The 15,227-nt window shown below is 48.1% G+C and carries 15 protein-coding genes; 13 read left to right on the forward strand and 2 right to left on the reverse strand.

Translation table 11 applies throughout. The features are described from left to right. Nucleotides 1-2 precede the first annotated feature (2 nt). The 8 genes from BLCOC_RS04530 (at nt 3) to BLCOC_RS04565 (ending at nt 10,016) form a co-directional block, all read left to right on the forward strand. Nucleotides 3-857 (forward strand): ABC transporter permease, encoded by an 855-nt coding sequence (locus BLCOC_RS04530; RefSeq protein WP_029470453.1) that lies wholly within the window; start codon nt 3-5, stop codon nt 855-857. Beyond that, nucleotides 850-1,815, forward strand: coding sequence for an ABC transporter ATP-binding protein (locus BLCOC_RS04535; RefSeq protein WP_115624552.1), 966 nt, complete (start codon nt 850-852; stop codon nt 1,813-1,815). Before BLCOC_RS04530 ends, BLCOC_RS04535 begins: the two co-directional genes overlap by 8 nt. A gap of 2 nt (nt 1,816-1,817) precedes the next feature. Then, the gene (locus BLCOC_RS04540) at nt 1,818-2,786 is read left to right on the forward strand and encodes an ABC transporter ATP-binding protein (protein ID WP_115624553.1); all 969 of its coding nucleotides are present in this window, start codon (nt 1,818-1,820) and stop codon (nt 2,784-2,786) included. A 57-nt stretch (nt 2,787-2,843) separates the two neighbouring features. Further along, entirely contained in the window at nt 2,844-3,908 is a 1,065-nt protein-coding gene (locus BLCOC_RS04545) for a glycoside hydrolase family 172 protein (protein ID WP_115624554.1), read from the forward strand. A gap of 17 nt (nt 3,909-3,925) precedes the next feature. Continuing rightward, a complete protein-coding gene (locus BLCOC_RS04550; protein ID WP_115624555.1) occupies nt 3,926-4,720 on the forward strand; it encodes a glutaredoxin family protein in 795 nt (264 codons plus the stop codon). Further along, the gene (locus BLCOC_RS04555; RefSeq protein ID WP_165907285.1) at nt 4,713-6,404 is read left to right on the forward strand and encodes a sensor histidine kinase; all 1,692 of its coding nucleotides are present in this window, start codon (nt 4,713-4,715) and stop codon (nt 6,402-6,404) included. Before BLCOC_RS04550 ends, BLCOC_RS04555 begins: the two co-directional genes overlap by 8 nt. A gap of 94 nt (nt 6,405-6,498) precedes the next feature. Next, nucleotides 6,499-8,235 carry an ABC transporter ATP-binding protein gene (locus BLCOC_RS04560; protein WP_115624557.1) on the forward strand — a complete coding sequence of 579 codons (1,737 nt, stop codon included), beginning with the start codon at nt 6,499-6,501 and terminating at the stop codon, nt 8,233-8,235. Between the two features lie 2 nt (nt 8,236-8,237). Beyond that, a complete protein-coding gene (locus BLCOC_RS04565; RefSeq protein ID WP_115624558.1) occupies nt 8,238-10,016 on the forward strand; it encodes an ABC transporter ATP-binding protein in 1,779 nt (592 codons plus the stop codon). Nucleotides 10,017-10,191: 175 nt separating this feature from the next. Here BLCOC_RS04565 and BLCOC_RS04570 read toward each other — a convergent pair whose 3' ends face one another. Continuing rightward, entirely contained in the window at nt 10,192-10,791 is a 600-nt protein-coding gene (locus BLCOC_RS04570) for a DUF4230 domain-containing protein (protein WP_115624559.1), read from the reverse strand. A 317-nt stretch (nt 10,792-11,108) separates the two neighbouring features. Here BLCOC_RS04570 and BLCOC_RS04575 point away from each other — a divergent pair, with 317 nt between their 5' ends. From BLCOC_RS04575 to BLCOC_RS04590, 4 genes are all read left to right on the forward strand, one after another. Further along, entirely contained in the window at nt 11,109-11,432 is a 324-nt protein-coding gene (locus tag BLCOC_RS04575; protein WP_018597809.1) for a PadR family transcriptional regulator, read from the forward strand. Then, nucleotides 11,429-12,316, forward strand: coding sequence for a DUF1700 domain-containing protein (locus BLCOC_RS04580; protein WP_029470444.1), 888 nt, complete (start codon nt 11,429-11,431; stop codon nt 12,314-12,316). Before BLCOC_RS04575 ends, BLCOC_RS04580 begins: the two co-directional genes overlap by 4 nt. Beyond that, entirely contained in the window at nt 12,313-13,182 is an 870-nt protein-coding gene (locus BLCOC_RS04585) for a DUF4097 family beta strand repeat-containing protein (protein ID WP_115624560.1), read from the forward strand. Before BLCOC_RS04580 ends, BLCOC_RS04585 begins: the two co-directional genes overlap by 4 nt. A gap of 207 nt (nt 13,183-13,389) precedes the next feature. Then, nucleotides 13,390-13,578 carry a PspC domain-containing protein gene (locus tag BLCOC_RS04590; RefSeq protein WP_018597812.1) on the forward strand — a complete coding sequence of 63 codons (189 nt, stop codon included), beginning with the start codon at nt 13,390-13,392 and terminating at the stop codon, nt 13,576-13,578. Between the two features lie 149 nt (nt 13,579-13,727). On the opposite strand, the gene BLCOC_RS04595 is transcribed toward BLCOC_RS04590, so the two are convergent. Next, nucleotides 13,728-14,654, reverse strand: a complete 927-nt coding sequence (locus tag BLCOC_RS04595; protein WP_115624561.1) for a CAP domain-containing protein — start codon at nt 14,652-14,654, stop codon at nt 13,728-13,730. A gap of 198 nt (nt 14,655-14,852) precedes the next feature. Between BLCOC_RS04595 and BLCOC_RS04600 the strand changes: the two genes are divergently transcribed. Then, the gene (locus BLCOC_RS04600) at nt 14,853-15,059 is read left to right on the forward strand and encodes a small, acid-soluble spore protein, alpha/beta type (protein WP_018597817.1); all 207 of its coding nucleotides are present in this window, start codon (nt 14,853-14,855) and stop codon (nt 15,057-15,059) included. Nucleotides 15,060-15,227 lie beyond the last annotated feature (168 nt).

The following is a 15,227-nucleotide window of genomic DNA, read 5'->3' on the forward strand; positions in this document are numbered from 1 at the left end:
GAATGGCAGGAAAGAAGAACAAAACAAATAAATACTGGAATTTCCGCCTGAAGCTGGGAACTGTACTGCTCTGCGTCTTTCTCATTATCGGGTTCATCATGCCTGTTTTCTGTAAAGTCAGTCCTGTGGAATGGCAGTCTTATTCCAGAAATATGAATCCCACAGCAGAGCACTGGCTGGGAACCACAGGACTTGGACAGGACGTTTTCTGGCTTTTGGCCTACTCCGTCAGGAACTCCTTTCTGGTAGGTATGGGGGTGGCATTCTTTGCCACAGCCATAGGTGTTTTCATGGGGCTGCTTGCAGGATTTATGGGGGGCTGGGCAGACAGGATCATCACGCTTCTGACAGATTCCTTTATTGTAATCCCATCCCTTCCCATATTGATCCTCATATCAAGTATGCTCAAGGGGACGGCCCCGCTTTTTTATGTGGCGGTGGTTCTGGTGATCTTTAACTGGCCCTGGCCTGCCAGACAGGTGAGGTCCATGGCGCTGACCCTGAAGGAGCGGGATTTCATCAGCACAGCCATGTTTTCCGGGGAGAGTACCGGAAAGATCATATGGAAAGAGATTTTTCCGTTTGTCATGAACTGGTCGCTGGCGAACTTTATCAATACGATCCTGGTTGCCATCGCCGCGGAATCCAGTCTGGCAGTGATCGGCATGTCTAGCAACACCACAGCAACCCTGGGTACCATGATCTACTGGGCAAATGAACATCAGGCCATGCTGGCAGGACGGTGGATTTGGATCGGTGCGCCGGTGGTATCCACAGCGCTTATTTTTATCGGTCTGTTCCTGGCTATGACGGGAGCACAGCAGATGTGGGCAAAAAGGAGGGGTACCAATGCTTAAAATGGAACAGGTGAGTGCCCGCTACGAGACGGTCAGCGGATATGTGAATTCAGTGGACAATGTAAGCTTTGAAGTCCGCAAAAATGAAATCATGGGTATTGCAGGGGAGTCAGGCTGTGGCAAGTCCACGCTTTTAAAGGCCATGTATGATCTGGTGGATTTTCCCCTGGAAATCAGCGGCGGGAAGGTATCCCTGATCACAGAGTCCTCAAAAGAAAGAAAAGTTTTGACAACAGGGGAGATCAGAAAAGAGTGGTGGAGGGAAATCTCCTATGTGCCCCAAGGAGCCATGCATGTCATGAACCCGGTGAAAAGGGTCAGAGAACAGTTTTTCGATGTGATTCCAAAGGAAAAAAGAGAGAAAAAGGCAGAGCAGGAAAAAAGGATCACCGCATACCTGAAAGAACTGGAGCTGCCCCATGAGGTTCTGGACGCTTATCCTCATCAGTTGAGCGGGGGAATGCGGCAGAGAGTCATTATCGCCCTTGCCACCTTCCTGGGACCGGACCTGGTGCTGGCGGATGAGCCCACAACTGCGCTTGATGTGGTAGTACAGAGGGGAATCCTGACTATGCTGTCAAGAGTGCAGAAGAAACTCCAAAATTCCATGGTCATCGTGTCTCACGACATGGGGGTGCACTATCAGATCACAGACAGGCTTGGAATCATGTATGCAGGGCAGATGATAGAGGACGGCCCTACACAGGAGATATTCGGGAATCCAAAACATCCCTATACGCAGATGCTCATCAAGGCCCTGCCGAGACTGGGGGATGATACACAAAAGGAAGGGATCCCCGGCCTGCCCCCAAGTCTGAGAAATCCGCCACAAGGCTGCAGATTTGCGGCCCGCTGTCCTAAAGCTTCGGACAGGTGCCGCAGGGAACAGCCTGTATCCGTCTCCGTGGGGGAACGGCATCAGGCCAGCTGTCATCTGCTTGCAGAGGGAAGGAGGTAGCGGTGGAAAATTATAATTTATCCATTAAGGATCTGACAAAATCTTTTAAAATAGGTGGGATGATCTTCGGTACCAATATTGTAGCTGTGGATCATGTAAACCTTGATATCAATTCAGACAAACCATGGATCATGGCCATAGTGGGAGAGTCGGGAAGCGGGAAGAGCACACTTGCAAAAATGGTTTTGAAGCTTCTGGAGGCGGGAAGCGGGGAAATTACCCTGGGCGGTGAGAACCTGTCTGTATATGACAAAAAGAAAAAGGAATTCAGGAAAATGGTGCAGCCTATCTTCCAGAACCCGTTTACTGCTTTCAGCGCAAGAAGAACCGTGGACAGTTATCTGTACGAGACCGCCTGCAGTCTGGGTGGTATGAGATCAAAGGAGGAGGCAGAGGAGAAGATCCGTGAGACTCTGGCCGAAGTGGGACTTAACATAGAACATGTCCAGGGGAAATTCCCCAATCAGTTTTCCGGAGGGGAATTGCAGAGGATATCTATTGCCAGGGCACTGATCACAAAACCGAAGCTGATCGTGGCAGATGAGCCGGTGGCAATGATCGACGCCTCCCTCAGAATGAATATTGTGAACTTGTTCAAGAAGCTGAAGAATGACCATCATGTGAATTTTATTTATATTACACATGATCTGTCTACAGCCTATTATGTGAGTGATTATATTGCCACCATGTACAGAGGAAATCTCATTGAATTCGGAAAGGCAAAGTCAATTTTAGAGAATCCGGGGCATCCCTACACGGAACTTCTGCAGGAATCCATCCCTGTTGTGGGGAGGAAGTGGGATCAGGATATGGTACTTCCTGACCTGGAGACAAAGGAATTTGCCGCCGCTGCCTGCAAGTTCGCGTCCAGGTGCAAATATGCTTCGGAGCGATGCAGACAAAAAAGCCCCTCCATGTATCCCATGGGAGAAGGTCATACCGTTTTGTGTTACCGCTATGAGCAGAAATAATTTAGGAAAGGATGTAACTGTGAACCAGCAGAACAGTTGTGAAAGGATAAGGAAAACATGATAGGAGATATGAGCAGTTTAAGTAAAATGCAGGATATCAGGACACGTTCTGTAAGTCCTGAGAACTTTACAGGAGAGAAGGGAGCCGGAGGGCAGGCCACAGAGGGAACCGGGGCCTCCTGCGCAAGGGATCTGGGCAAGGGATGGAAAGTTTCGCCCTCTGTGCAGATCGAGCCGGGACAGACATTTACTCTGGCTGATATCAAAGGACAGGGTATGGTGAAGCACATCTGGGTGACTACCAGCAGTATGCAAAACAGGACTCTGGTGCTGAGAATGTACTGGGACAACCGGGAGCTTCCTTCCGTTGAGGCTCCCCTGGGAGATTTTTTTGCAAGCGCGGATGAGCAGCAGTATGAGCAGCTTACTTCTCTCGCAGTGTGTGTGAATCCCCGCAGGGGGCTGAACTGTTATTGGGACATGCCGTTTTATGAGGGCTGCCGCATGACACTTGAGAACCTGGCAGAGGAACCTGTGATCGTGTATTACCAGATTGACTATCAGCTCAGAGAATTGGAGGAAGGCCATGGATATTTCCATGCACAGTACCGCCGGACAAATCCCCTTCCATATAAAGAGGACTATACTGTTCTGGATGGAGTGAAGGGAAAAGGACAGTATGTGGGCACTTATATGTTCTGGGGAGTAAACAACAACGGATGGTGGGGAGAAGGCGAGATCAAGTTCTTCATGGACGGCGACCGGGAGTATCCCACCATCTGCGGAACAGGAACGGAGGATTATTTCTGCGGGGCCTATGACTTTGAGGTGGACGGGGTTTACCGGCCGTACTGTACCCCATATGCAGGTCTGTCTAAGATCACCAATACGGACGGTGCCTACAAAACCCAGCAGAGATTCAGCATGTACCGCTGGCATATCACAGACCCGGTGTATTTTGATGAGGATTTAAAAGTGACCATCCAGGCGTTGGGATGGCGTTCGGGGGGCAGGTATCTGCCGCTGCAGGATGACATTTCATCTGTGGCCTACTGGTATCAGGACAGGCCCGTACCCAGTGGTTCCGTGCTGGGCAGCAGAGACGATATGGAAATCATATAAGACAGGAGGAACCGGTATTGAGAGGGAAAATGATGTTGGGAGCTGTTCTTTTGCTGCTGCTTGCAGGAGGGGCATATGCTGTATGGGAGATAAACAGGATACCGGTTCCTGTATCATGCTACATATATGACCAGTGCGGAGGATGTTCTGTGACAGATCATCCCTGCAATGCGTGTACCGGGGAACGGCAGTACAGGATCAGGATGGAAAACATGCTGGAGGAGGCAGGAGTGAGGGATCAGGTGGATCTGAAGATTTACAATGTCCTTTACTCTTTTTACAGAAATAATCTGACAAAGGCAATGGAAGCTGCCAGCGAACCGGCAGAGATGACCTACCCTGCAGTCTTTGCAGGCAGCACCATGCTGCTGGGTCAGGACGAGGTGGAGGCAAAGCTTTTATCCGCCATACGGGAGGAAGGAGCCTGGCAGAAAAAGCTGGGATATCTGCTGGGGATCAATCAGGAAACACATATGGGGAGCCGTGAAATTTCCCGTATCGTATTTTTTACCATGGAGGGGTGCCCTGACTGTCAGGAGGCAAAAGAATGGCTGGATGCAAGGAATGGGGAACTGGGCGGAAAGCTGTATGAAAAATTTGATTTTTACCCTGTGGGCAGTGAAGAACCGGGAAGCTGGGAAATGCTGAAAAAGTTCTATATCCTTCATGGGAGAGAACAGGAATCTCTCTGGGTACCCACAATTGCGGTAAATGACCGGTGTCTGATCGGCATGGATGAAATCAGGAATTATTTTGAGCATTATGATACAGACGAGAAAATCAGGACAGAGGTACCGAAAGATTATGAGTAAACTGAAGCTGAACAGACCAAGAACATTATGGATAAAGACTATTTTGATTTTCCTGACAGGCGGCATATTTATCTGTGTACTTTTCAGCATACTGTATTACCGCACAGTGAAGATCATGACGGAAAAGACAAATCTGCTTTTTGAAAATACAGTTTATCAGGTCTCTGAGAGATGCAGCCAGGAGACTGGGCAGATGGAAGATCTGATACTGGGAATTTCGGAGAATCAGTGGGTCAAGAATTATCTGTCCGGGCTTCTGTCCGGTACGGATAATTTTTCTATGACAGAGGTGCGTATCGTGCGGGAAGCTCTGCGGGAGAGAAATCTGAGTATGGCTGAAAATGTATACGTCTATACAAAGGATTATGAACCCATCAACTGTTTTTACAGGAATGCGGTTTTTGACACTGCGGAGCCATATAAAACATATCTGGAGGAATACCGGGAGATGCCAAATGGAAATATACTCTGGAGATATCCGGAGGGGGAACCGCGTATGATGGAGGCCGTAAGCTATATTCACGATGGGGATATAGTCTACGGGCTTTTGGCTGTTCAGTTTACACAGGATAGTTTTGAGACTCTCTTTACAGCCAAGAATAAAAGCCGTCAGGAAAAAATGCTGCTGACAGATGCGGATGGGCGTATTCTGTTTACAGAGGACAGGGACCTGATCGGAAGATATTTAAAGACGCAGGGGGAGGAGGAGGAACATCATGTGGTCTATCCTTTGGGGAGCTTCGGCTGGAACCTGTGCGGCATTCTTGAAAGTACAGCCGTTACACAGGAGCTGAACAAGATCATCCCTATTCTCATTATTGTCTTTTTGTGTATTGCCCTTCTTGTGGGGATCATAGCTCTCACCATATTCAAATCCTTTCTCAGACCGGTTAAACAGCTTCTGTACGGTATGGAACGGATACAGAACGGCGAGCTGGATTTTACCATGGAGCGGAAGAAGCAGGATGAATTCGGTATGATCATTGACAATTTTAATTATATGCTGGTTCGCATTAAGGAACTGCTCCATACAGTACAGAGACAGCGCAACAATTACTATAAGCTGGAGATGCTGGCGCTTAAATCAAAGCTGAATCCTCATTTCCTCTACAATGCCTTTGATATGATCTATTGGAAGATGGTCCTGAAAAATGAATATGAGATTGCTGATGTGGTGGCAACGCTGGCCGATATCCTGCGGTATTGCGTCAACCATAAAAAGGAATTTGTTACAGTACAGGAGGACATGCGGTATTTGTCGTCCTATTTGTCATTCCAGAGACTGCTTTTAAATGAAAAACTACAGTATGAGATTGATATTCCGGAGGAACTGTCAGAATGTGTGATGCCCAAACTGCTGATCCAGCCTTTGGTGGAAAATGCCATTAAGTACGGTATAGATGAACAGGGAGGAGAGATTTGGGTGAGTCTTCGCCGGGAGGGAGATCACCTGATCTTTGAAGTCAGGGACAACGGAAAAGGAATGTCCCAGGAAACCTGCCGGGACCTGCTGCGAGACGATGCAGGGGATAAGGGCGGATTCGGCGTGCGCCTTGTGAAAGCAATGGTAAAAAGCACTTACGGGGAGGAATGTGGTGTGTCTATTTACAGCAGGGAAGGATGGGGGACAAAAGTCACTGTCAGGATACTGAAAGATGTGCCGGTGCCGGAATATATCAGATAGAAGGAGTGCATTTTATTGGAGGAAAGGTTTGTCATTCCGGGAAAGAGGTGATAAGATAAATAAGAAAGAAAATAATTACCGGTAGGAGAACATCATGAGAAAACTGCTGATCTATATGAAAGACTATAAAAAAGAGTCTGTCCTGGCACCGCTGTTCAAGCTCCTGGAAGCGTCATTTGAACTGCTGGTGCCTCTTGTCATGGCCAGGATCATTGACCGGGGCATCGGAAACGGAGACAGGCACTATGCGACTGTCATGTGTCTGCTCATGGTAAGCCTGGGCGTCATCGGGCTTGTCTGCTCCGCTACGGCACAGTATTTTGCCGCAAAGGCCGCGGTGGGATTTTCCACAAAGCTGAGGCATGTATTGTTTTCCCACATCCAGGAACTTTCCTTCACGGAAATGGATACCATGGGAACCTCTACCCTCATAACCAGAATGACAAGTGATATCAACCAGGTGCAGAACGGAGTCAATATGGTACTGCGCCTGTTTCTGCGCTCCCCCTGTATTGTGTTCGGTGCTATGATCATGGCATTTACCATAGACGTGAAAGCCGCTCTTATTTTTGTGGTGACCATTCCCCTGCTCTCTGTAGTGGTTTTTGGGATCATGCTGATCACTATTCCCCTGTATAAGAAGACACAGGCAGCCCTTGACCGTGTACTGGGAATTACCAGGGAGAATCTCACAGGCGTGAGGGTGATCCGCGCGTTTAACAAGGAAGAGGAAGAGAAAGAACGTTTTCAAGAGAGCAATGATACGCTCACTGCCATGCAGAAGCACGTGGGCAAAATTTCGGGGCTTATGAATCCCATGACCTATGTGATCATCAACGGTGCATTGGTGGTGCTGCTTTGGACAGGTGCCATACGCGTCAACACGGGATATATCACCCAGGGACAGCTGATTGCCCTGGTAAATTATATGTCTCAGATCCTGGTGGAGCTGATCAAGCTGGCAAATCTGATCATAACGATCACAAAATCACTGGCCTGTGCAAACCGTGTGGAGAGTGTTCTGGAAATACAGTCCAGTATGCAGGACGCAGGTAAAAAAACACCGGAAAAAGCAGAGGAGAACAGTCCATCCGTAGAATTCTGCCATGTGGGGCTTGCATATAAGAACGCGGGAGAGGAATCCCTGACTGATATTGACTTTAAGGCCGAAAAAGGCCAGACTATAGGCATTATAGGCGGTACCGGCTCAGGAAAATCATCCCTTGTCCATTTGATCCCCAGATTCTATGACGTCACAGCAGGGGAAGTAAGAGTGAATGGAGTGGATGTGAGAAAGTACCCCATCCATGAACTGAGACAAAAAGTAGGTATGGTTCTGCAGAAGGCAACACTTTTTAAAGGTACCATCCGGGAAAACCTGCTCTGGGGAAACCGGGGAGCCTCTGACGAGGAGCTGTGGCGTGCCCTGGAGATATCCCAGGCAAAGGAGTTTGTGGATAAGAAGGAGGATGGCCTGGACACAGAAGTGGTGCAGGGAGGAAAAAATCTTTCAGGGGGACAGAAACAGCGTCTCACCATTGCAAGGGCATTGGTCAAAAATCCGGAAATCCTGATCCTGGACGACAGCGCGTCTGCCCTTGACTTTGCCACAGATGCCAGGCTGCGCCGGGCCATAGGAAATCTGAAGGATAAAATGACCGTGTTTATCGTATCCCAGAGAGCGTCCTCGGTCATGTATGCGGACCGGATCCTGGTCATGGAGGATGGCCGTCTGGCCGGCATGGGAACCCACAGGGAACTTATGGAGACCTGCAGTGTATACAGGGAAATCTACGAATCACAGTTTGAGAGCAGACAGGAGGAGGCATAAATATGGACAAGAAAAAATCAGCGCAGAAGGAAACTCTTCTGAAGGTACTTAAATATGTCCGCCATTACTGGCCGTTTCTGATCCTGTCCGTTGCAGCGGCAGCGGTGACGGTTGCTCTTACCCTGTATGTGCCAATCCTGACAGGCGAAGCCATTGACTATATTATTGACAAGGGAAAGGTTGATTTTGCCCATGTGCTTTTGACTCTGGAGAAGATAGGGATCGTGATCTTGTTTACAGCCCTGGCCCAGTGGATCATGAACGTGAGCAACAATAAAATGGCCTACCACACAGTACAGGATGTGAGAAACCAGGCATTTCAAAAGATACAGATCCTTCCGCTGAAATACATGGATGACCATTCCTACGGCGAGGTGGTAAGCCGTGTGATCGCGGATGTGGACCAGTTCTCAGACGGGCTTTTGATGGGATTTACCCAGTTGTTCACAGGGGTCATCACTATACTTGGGACACTGCTCTTTATGCTCACCAGAGATGTGGGCATTACGCTGGTGGTGGTGCTGATCACCCCCCTTTCCCTCTTTGTGGCAAACTTTATTGCCAAGAGGACATTTATCATGTTCAAACAACAGTCAGAGGCACGCGGGGATCAGACTGCGCTTGTGGAGGAAATGATCGGCGGTCAGAAAGTGGTGCAGGCATTTAATTATGAGGAAGAAGCCCTGGAGCATTTTGACAAGATTAATCAAAGATTGGCGGACTGCTCTTTAAAAGCCATTTTCTTCTCCTCTCTTACCAACCCCTGCACCCGTTTTGTCAACAGTCTTGTATATGCAGGGGTGGGCCTGGTGGGAGCTTTGTCTGTTATAAACGGCGGAATAACCGTTGGACAGCTCTCCTGTTTTCTCAGCTATGCCAACCAGTATACAAAGCCTTTCAACGAGATATCAGGGGTTGTGACAGAGCTGCAGAATGCGCTGGCCTGTGCCTCCCGTATCTTCGCGCTCATAGAGGAAGAACCGCAGATACCGGAGCCGGAGAATGTGGAGGATCTGAAACATACAGATGGGAAAGTGGATCTGGAGCATGTATATTTTTCCTATTCGCCTGAGACAAAACTGGTACAGGATTTTAACCTGCATGTACAGCCGGGTCAGAGGGTGGCCATCGTGGGACCGACGGGATGCGGGAAAACCACTGTTATAAACCTGCTCATGCGTTTTTATGATGTGGACAGCGGCAGTATACGCGTCAGCGGTCGTGATATCCGCAGCATCACAAGGAAAAGCCTGCGGGGTTCCTATGGGATGGTGCTACAGGATACCTGGCTCAGGACAGGGACCATCCGGGACAATATCATTATGGGAAAACCGGATGCCTCGGAGGAAGAGATCAAAGCAGCCGCCAGAGCATCCCATGCACACAGCTTTATCAAACGTCTGCCAAAGGGATATGATACCGTGATCACAGAGGACGGCGGCGGGCTGTCCCAGGGACAGAAACAGCTTCTGTGTATTACCAGGGTCATGCTCTGCCTTCCGCCTATGCTGATCCTGGATGAGGCCACGTCCTCCATTGACACTAGAACGGAGATGCACATCCAGGAGGCTTTTGCCAGTATGATGCAGGGTAGAACCAGCTTTATCGTGGCTCACCGTCTGTCTACGATCAGAGAGGCGGATGTGATCCTTGTAATGAATAACGGAAATATTGTGGAGCAGGGAGACCATAAGTCACTGCTTGAGAAAAACGGATTTTATGCCGCATTATATAACAGCCAGTTTTTGACAGGACAGGATACGCCTGTGGCTGCAGAATAAAAAAGCAGGGCTGCTGCGAGATCGTGATATGCTCCCTTCCGGGCAGACAAGTGAAAGAATAAAACTTGTCGCCTGGGAGGGAGCATATCATGTTTCGTGCAGCAGCCCCATTTTTATGTGCTGTCATATATTACGTGATGTTGATAGTATGTACTGTTCTCTACTTCGATTTCTGTCAGCTCTCAGTCTGCTGGCTGAACACAATATTGTATTCTTTGTCACTGTCCTGAGTCACAGGGGTAAGCAGTTCCTGGATCAGGCGCCGGGCCTGTTCGTCTGCCGTTGTCAGCATGTCGCTGTCAGCGGCATTTTTTTCCGCATCCTCCTTAGCTGCCTGCAGTGCGGTTACCGTGTCCTCCTTGTTCTGAGGATTGAACAGCGCTATTTTTTCATCGTAGAACTCCAGACTGTCAGGGTCAATAACCACATCCTGGATTACCGCTTTGGGAAGTGTGACAGTGATGGTTTCGCCGGATACATCCACCTGCGCTTTGGAAAGGTCAATGCCTGCCTTGATGTGCGCATCGTAAATCATGGTAAAGCCTTTCTGGGTGATAAAGCGGATCTCACCGGCCTCATAGCGGATCAAACCCCTGTATTCCAGACGTGCGGTGGCTAGATCACTGGCTTGGGTCAGACGGGCAGTGATGGCGGAAACAGAGATATCTGCTTTCTGATATTTGCGCCCCTCCCAGTATCTTCCCAGAAATATGCCGAAAACCACCAGGATCAGGACGCAGACCACGCCGATCACCCTTGCTATTTTATTCTTCATTCTTACCTCCGTATTTTATAATATTCAGCAGCTCCCATTTGTACTGTTTTCATAGCCATCCAGTCAACGGAATGCGCCGGGTATCTGCCTATTTTCTACATTATACGTCTTTTTTTGACGTTTGAAAAGAAAAACATGTTTTTTGTATAATACTATTGACAGAAGTATATTATATGGCGTATAGTATTAAATATAAAATAGTATTGTAAAAAATATAATATTATACAAATCCTAAGTATCCCGGGGTTTCATATTTTGTGCCGGGAGGCAGCCGTCGGAAGTGCAGACGGTTTATTCGGAGAAAAGGAAGTGAGCATATGGTTTTTAATACAGGCGCCGCGCTGTTGGATGCAATTGTACTGGCGGTTGTCTCCAAGGAGACAGAGGGCACATACGGGTATAAGATCACCCAGGACGTCCGGCAGGTTTTGGAGGTATCCGAATCCACACTGTATCCGGTACTCAGAAGACTTCAGAAGGATGAATGCCTGGAGACCTACGATCAGGAGTACGGGGGCAGGAACCGAAGATACTATAAGCTGACTGAGAGAGGGATGGCACAGCTGAATCTTTATAAGACAGAGTGGAAGAACTATTCTACAAAGATTTCCAGATTGTTTGAGGGAGGGATACCAAAATGAATCGAAAGGAATTTTTAGCGCAGCTGGAACGGCTGCTTTGGGATATTCCGGTGCAGGAGAGAGAGGAGGCACTGGAGTTCTACAATAGTTATTTTGATGATGCAGGGGAGGAGAATGAATCCTCTGTCATACAGGAACTGGGAAGCCCAGGCAAGGTGGCCGCTATCATCAAGGCAGACCTGGGTGAGAGCCGTAAGGAGTACGGAGAGTATACAGAGACGGGATACAGCGACGGGATTTTTGATGACAGGAATATGCCGGAGCGTGCAGGTGCAGAGAGTAAGAAAGACGATACAGACAAAGAAGGGCAGACACAGAAGGACAGCCAATACGGTGGCCCGAGAAGCTACGGAAGTCAGAATGGCAGCGGACAGGAAAGTTCCGGACAGGGGAGCTTCAGGAAGGACGGCACTGACAGCCAGTATGGAAATGGCGGCAGGGGATATGACGGCCCTTACAGCAGAAGCGGATACCGCTCAGAAAAATCCCGCACAAACAGAAGCGGGCTTATGTGGGGAATCATTATCATATTCATAATCCTTGCCATTCCGGTAGTAGGCGGAATCGGCATTGGCATTCTGGGATTACCCATTGGTCTGGTGGCAGGTGCAGCCGGTATCATCGCGGCCATATTTGGATGCGGCGTGGGACTTCTGGGAGGCGGTATTGCCATGGTAGTTTACGCTATGATCCACATGCTGGGTAATCCGGCGGCAGCACTGGCATTTTCCGGTGTGGGAATGATAATGTCAGCCGTGGGTATTCTGCTGGTCATGGTATTTGTACTGGTCGTGGCAAAGGTATTGCCGGCAGTGTTCCGCTGGGTGATCGATTTGATCCAGAGGATCATCCACAGAGGAAAAAGGGGAGGTGACCATTCATGAAAAAATTCACAAAATTTTGTATGATCGCAGCACTGGTACTGGTTATTGTAGGCGGTGCGCTGTTTTTATCAGGACTCGTCATGGGAGCTACCTGGGATGGGGTGACAACAGCCGCGGAAAATGGTTTTAATTGGGCGCCTTTTAGGAATTGGATACGCAGTGACAATGATTTTAATTTTACGGAATCTATAGATGACATCAAAGAGACAATGAATGGAAAAGCGGTTAAAGAGTATGAGTTTGATGCAGACCAGGTAATAGATTTGGATGTGGATACAAAGTATGCATATGTGTCAGTCATCCGCTCTTCGGCAAAAGATAAGATCCGTGTAAGAGTTTATTCTAATAAGGATAAGGTGGAATTTGACCAAGACGACGGTCAGCTCTCAATAGAAAGATCCTACCGCAGACGTTCCATTGAAAAATATCCCATTCAGATAGAAATTCCGGAAAATAAAAGGTTTGAGGACGCGGAATTCCAAATTGGAGCAGGGATGCTGGAGGTCCAGGATCTGCAGGCAGAAAGCCTGATCATGTACGTGGGAGCCGGCACGGTAGACACCAGCGGAATTATCAGGGCAGACGATGCAGAACTGGGTACAGGTATGGGTACAATGGATATTGCATTTATAGATTTTAACACAGGCTCTGTGGACTGCGGAATGGGAACCATGACGGCAAAGCTGGCGGGGAAACGCAAGGACTATCGTACAGATTTAGACTGCGGGTTAGGCTCAGTTACTATTGGAAGTGAATCCCACAGTGGTATCAGTTCTCTTGAGACAGGTGACAGCAATGCTCAAAAATATATGGAGATAGAATGCGGAATGGGCACTGTGGATATATTATTTGAAAACGGGGATTAATTATTCAATAGGACTGCGCATTCATTGCGCTGACTGTAGGAAAGAATTCCGCAGATAAGTAAAATTCCTATCGTTTAAGAGGATTCTGCAAAGGCTTTTGCTTGTAGTTGCGAGGGCATTTAACAGGTATAAAAGAGATTGATATTAGAGAATTGGTAACAGGAATTGGAAATTGTAAAAATTGGTTCAGATGAAAGGAGAATCATTATGTCTGATAAGAGATTATATAGGTCATCTACAAATTATATGCTGGCTGGTGTGTGCGGAGGGATTGCGGAATACTTCAATATCGACCCGACACTGGTGAGGCTTGCGTGGGTGATACTTTCCTGCTTTGGGATGGTATGGACGGGGATTGTGGCGTATATTATTGCCTCAATCATCATACCGAAATAGGGGGAGTAGTGAGAGGCAATAATCGAGTATTATTGCCTCAATCATCATACAAAAATAAGCATAAACAGTAAAATACAACGGCTGCAGTGGGGAACACTGCAGCCGTTGTATTTATGTGTGGTGTGTACTTATGATTGTATGTGTTTAATTTAATATGTGAATAACTGTGTCCAATAGTTAATGCCGGAGGCGTTTTGGTGGTAGCCTACGCCGATTTTGGTGAAGTTTTTATTTAGGATGTTGGCTCTGTGACCTTCGCTGTTCATCCAGCCGTTCATAACCTGCTCCGGGGTTTTCTGGCCCCATGCAATGTTTTCCCCTGAACCGCGGTAAGTGACGCCCTGCTGAGTCAGGGCAGTGTTGAAGGAACTTCCGTCAGGACGGGTGTGGGAGAAGGATTTCTCAATTTCCCTTGCTCTGACCTGAGCGGCAGCCTGGATGGAAGTATCGGCTGTCACAGGTGACAGACCGGCTTTGGCACGCTCCCGGTTGACAAGATCCACTACCTGACGGACAAAGTCCGCATTCTCTGTGTCAGTGTCCGGGAGGCTGGGATTTTCGGGCTTGTTGTTGTCCGGAGAATCTGGGGTTTCGGGCTTGTTGTTGTCCGGAGAATCTGGGGTTTCGGGTTTGTTGTTGTCCGGAGAATCTGGGGTTTCGGGCTGTTCGCCGTCCGGTGTATCCGGCATTTCCGGTTGTTCATTATCCGGAGAATCTGGGGCTTCAGGCTGTTCACTGTCCGGTGTGTCCGGATTTTCGGGCTGTTCGTTGTCCGGTATATCCGGGTTTTCCGGCTGATTGTCGTCCGGAGAATCGGGCATTTCCGGCTGTCCGTTTCCCGGAAGTTCCGGGCAGAGGGATACCAGCCAGCCGGGAATGGAGCAGTCAATGCCCATACTTTCCAGTTTTTGTTTCAATTCGTCCAGGTTGGATATATTTCCTGCTACGATAATACCTTTGCTCTTCAGATTCTGCTTTACATCCTCAATAGAAGCAGCCTGTACGCGGACCGGGGTGATAGCCATGGCGCTTACCACAGCCATCGCAAGAAATCCCGGTAATATTTTGTGTTTCATAAAGACCTCCTTAATTGTTACAAAAATGTTATGTAATTGTTACAAAGAAAATGGTAACATGTTTTTATCAGGAAAGAAACAGGGAACATCTGGAATACCGCTGAGCATAAAACATTTTTAATCATATTTGTTTAAAAAGAAAAGAACAGGTCATACTTGAAAGAGACTTTAATTATTTATAAAGGAGTGTGACTTTTCATGAGCAAGAAAAATGATGAGAAGATTGATCTGAATAAGATTCCCCGTGATGAGATGCTGAAATATGAAATAGCAGAGGAGCTGGGTCTTCTTGACCAGGTTTTGGAGTCAGGTTGGAAGAGTCTTTCTGCCAAAGAGACAGGCCGGATCGGCGGCATTATGACAAGAAGAAAACGTGAAAGCAAAAAAGCAGAGAGTACATCGTAACAGTTCAGCCTTCCATTGTCCCGCGAGGTGTTGCCTTGCATTCGCAAGGCAATCCCGAGGCAGCTACGCGCCAGACTGCGGTTTTTGCAGTCTGTGTGCATGTCTTTGTTGCTATGAAGCCGAAAGGTTGAATAGTAACAGTACATCAAATGGGGGTTGACTGAACCC

It is taken from the genome of Blautia coccoides (assembly GCF_034355335.1).
GTDB classification, from domain to species: domain Bacteria; phylum Bacillota; class Clostridia; order Lachnospirales; family Lachnospiraceae; genus Blautia; species Blautia producta.

Excerpts from the sequence above, each read along its gene's own strand:
- BLCOC_RS04590 (WP_018597812.1), top strand. The coding sequence starts at position 13,390 with ATGTCTGATAAGAGATTATATAGGTCATCTACAAATTATATGCTGGCT.
- BLCOC_RS04535 (WP_115624552.1), top strand. The coding sequence starts at position 850 with ATGCTTAAAATGGAACAGGTGAGTGCCCGCTACGAGACGGTCAGCGGA.
- BLCOC_RS04585 (WP_115624560.1), top strand. The coding sequence starts at position 12,313 with ATGAAAAAATTCACAAAATTTTGTATGATCGCAGCACTGGTACTGGTT.
- BLCOC_RS04545 (WP_115624554.1), top strand. The coding sequence starts at position 2,844 with ATGATAGGAGATATGAGCAGTTTAAGTAAAATGCAGGATATCAGGACA.
- BLCOC_RS04555 (WP_165907285.1), top strand. The coding sequence starts at position 4,713 with ATGAGTAAACTGAAGCTGAACAGACCAAGAACATTATGGATAAAGACT.
- BLCOC_RS04565 (WP_115624558.1), top strand. The coding sequence starts at position 8,238 with ATGGACAAGAAAAAATCAGCGCAGAAGGAAACTCTTCTGAAGGTACTT.
- BLCOC_RS04530 (WP_029470453.1), top strand. The coding sequence starts at position 3 with ATGGCAGGAAAGAAGAACAAAACAAATAAATACTGGAATTTCCGCCTG.
- BLCOC_RS04595 (WP_115624561.1), bottom strand. The coding sequence starts at position 14,654 with ATGAAACACAAAATATTACCGGGATTTCTTGCGATGGCTGTGGTAAGC.
- BLCOC_RS04570 (WP_115624559.1), bottom strand. The coding sequence starts at position 10,791 with ATGAAGAATAAAATAGCAAGGGTGATCGGCGTGGTCTGCGTCCTGATC.
- BLCOC_RS04580 (WP_029470444.1), top strand. The coding sequence starts at position 11,429 with ATGAATCGAAAGGAATTTTTAGCGCAGCTGGAACGGCTGCTTTGGGAT.
- BLCOC_RS04600 (WP_018597817.1), top strand. The coding sequence starts at position 14,853 with ATGAGCAAGAAAAATGATGAGAAGATTGATCTGAATAAGATTCCCCGT.
- BLCOC_RS04560 (WP_115624557.1), top strand. The coding sequence starts at position 6,499 with ATGAGAAAACTGCTGATCTATATGAAAGACTATAAAAAAGAGTCTGTC.
- BLCOC_RS04575 (WP_018597809.1), top strand. The coding sequence starts at position 11,109 with ATGGTTTTTAATACAGGCGCCGCGCTGTTGGATGCAATTGTACTGGCG.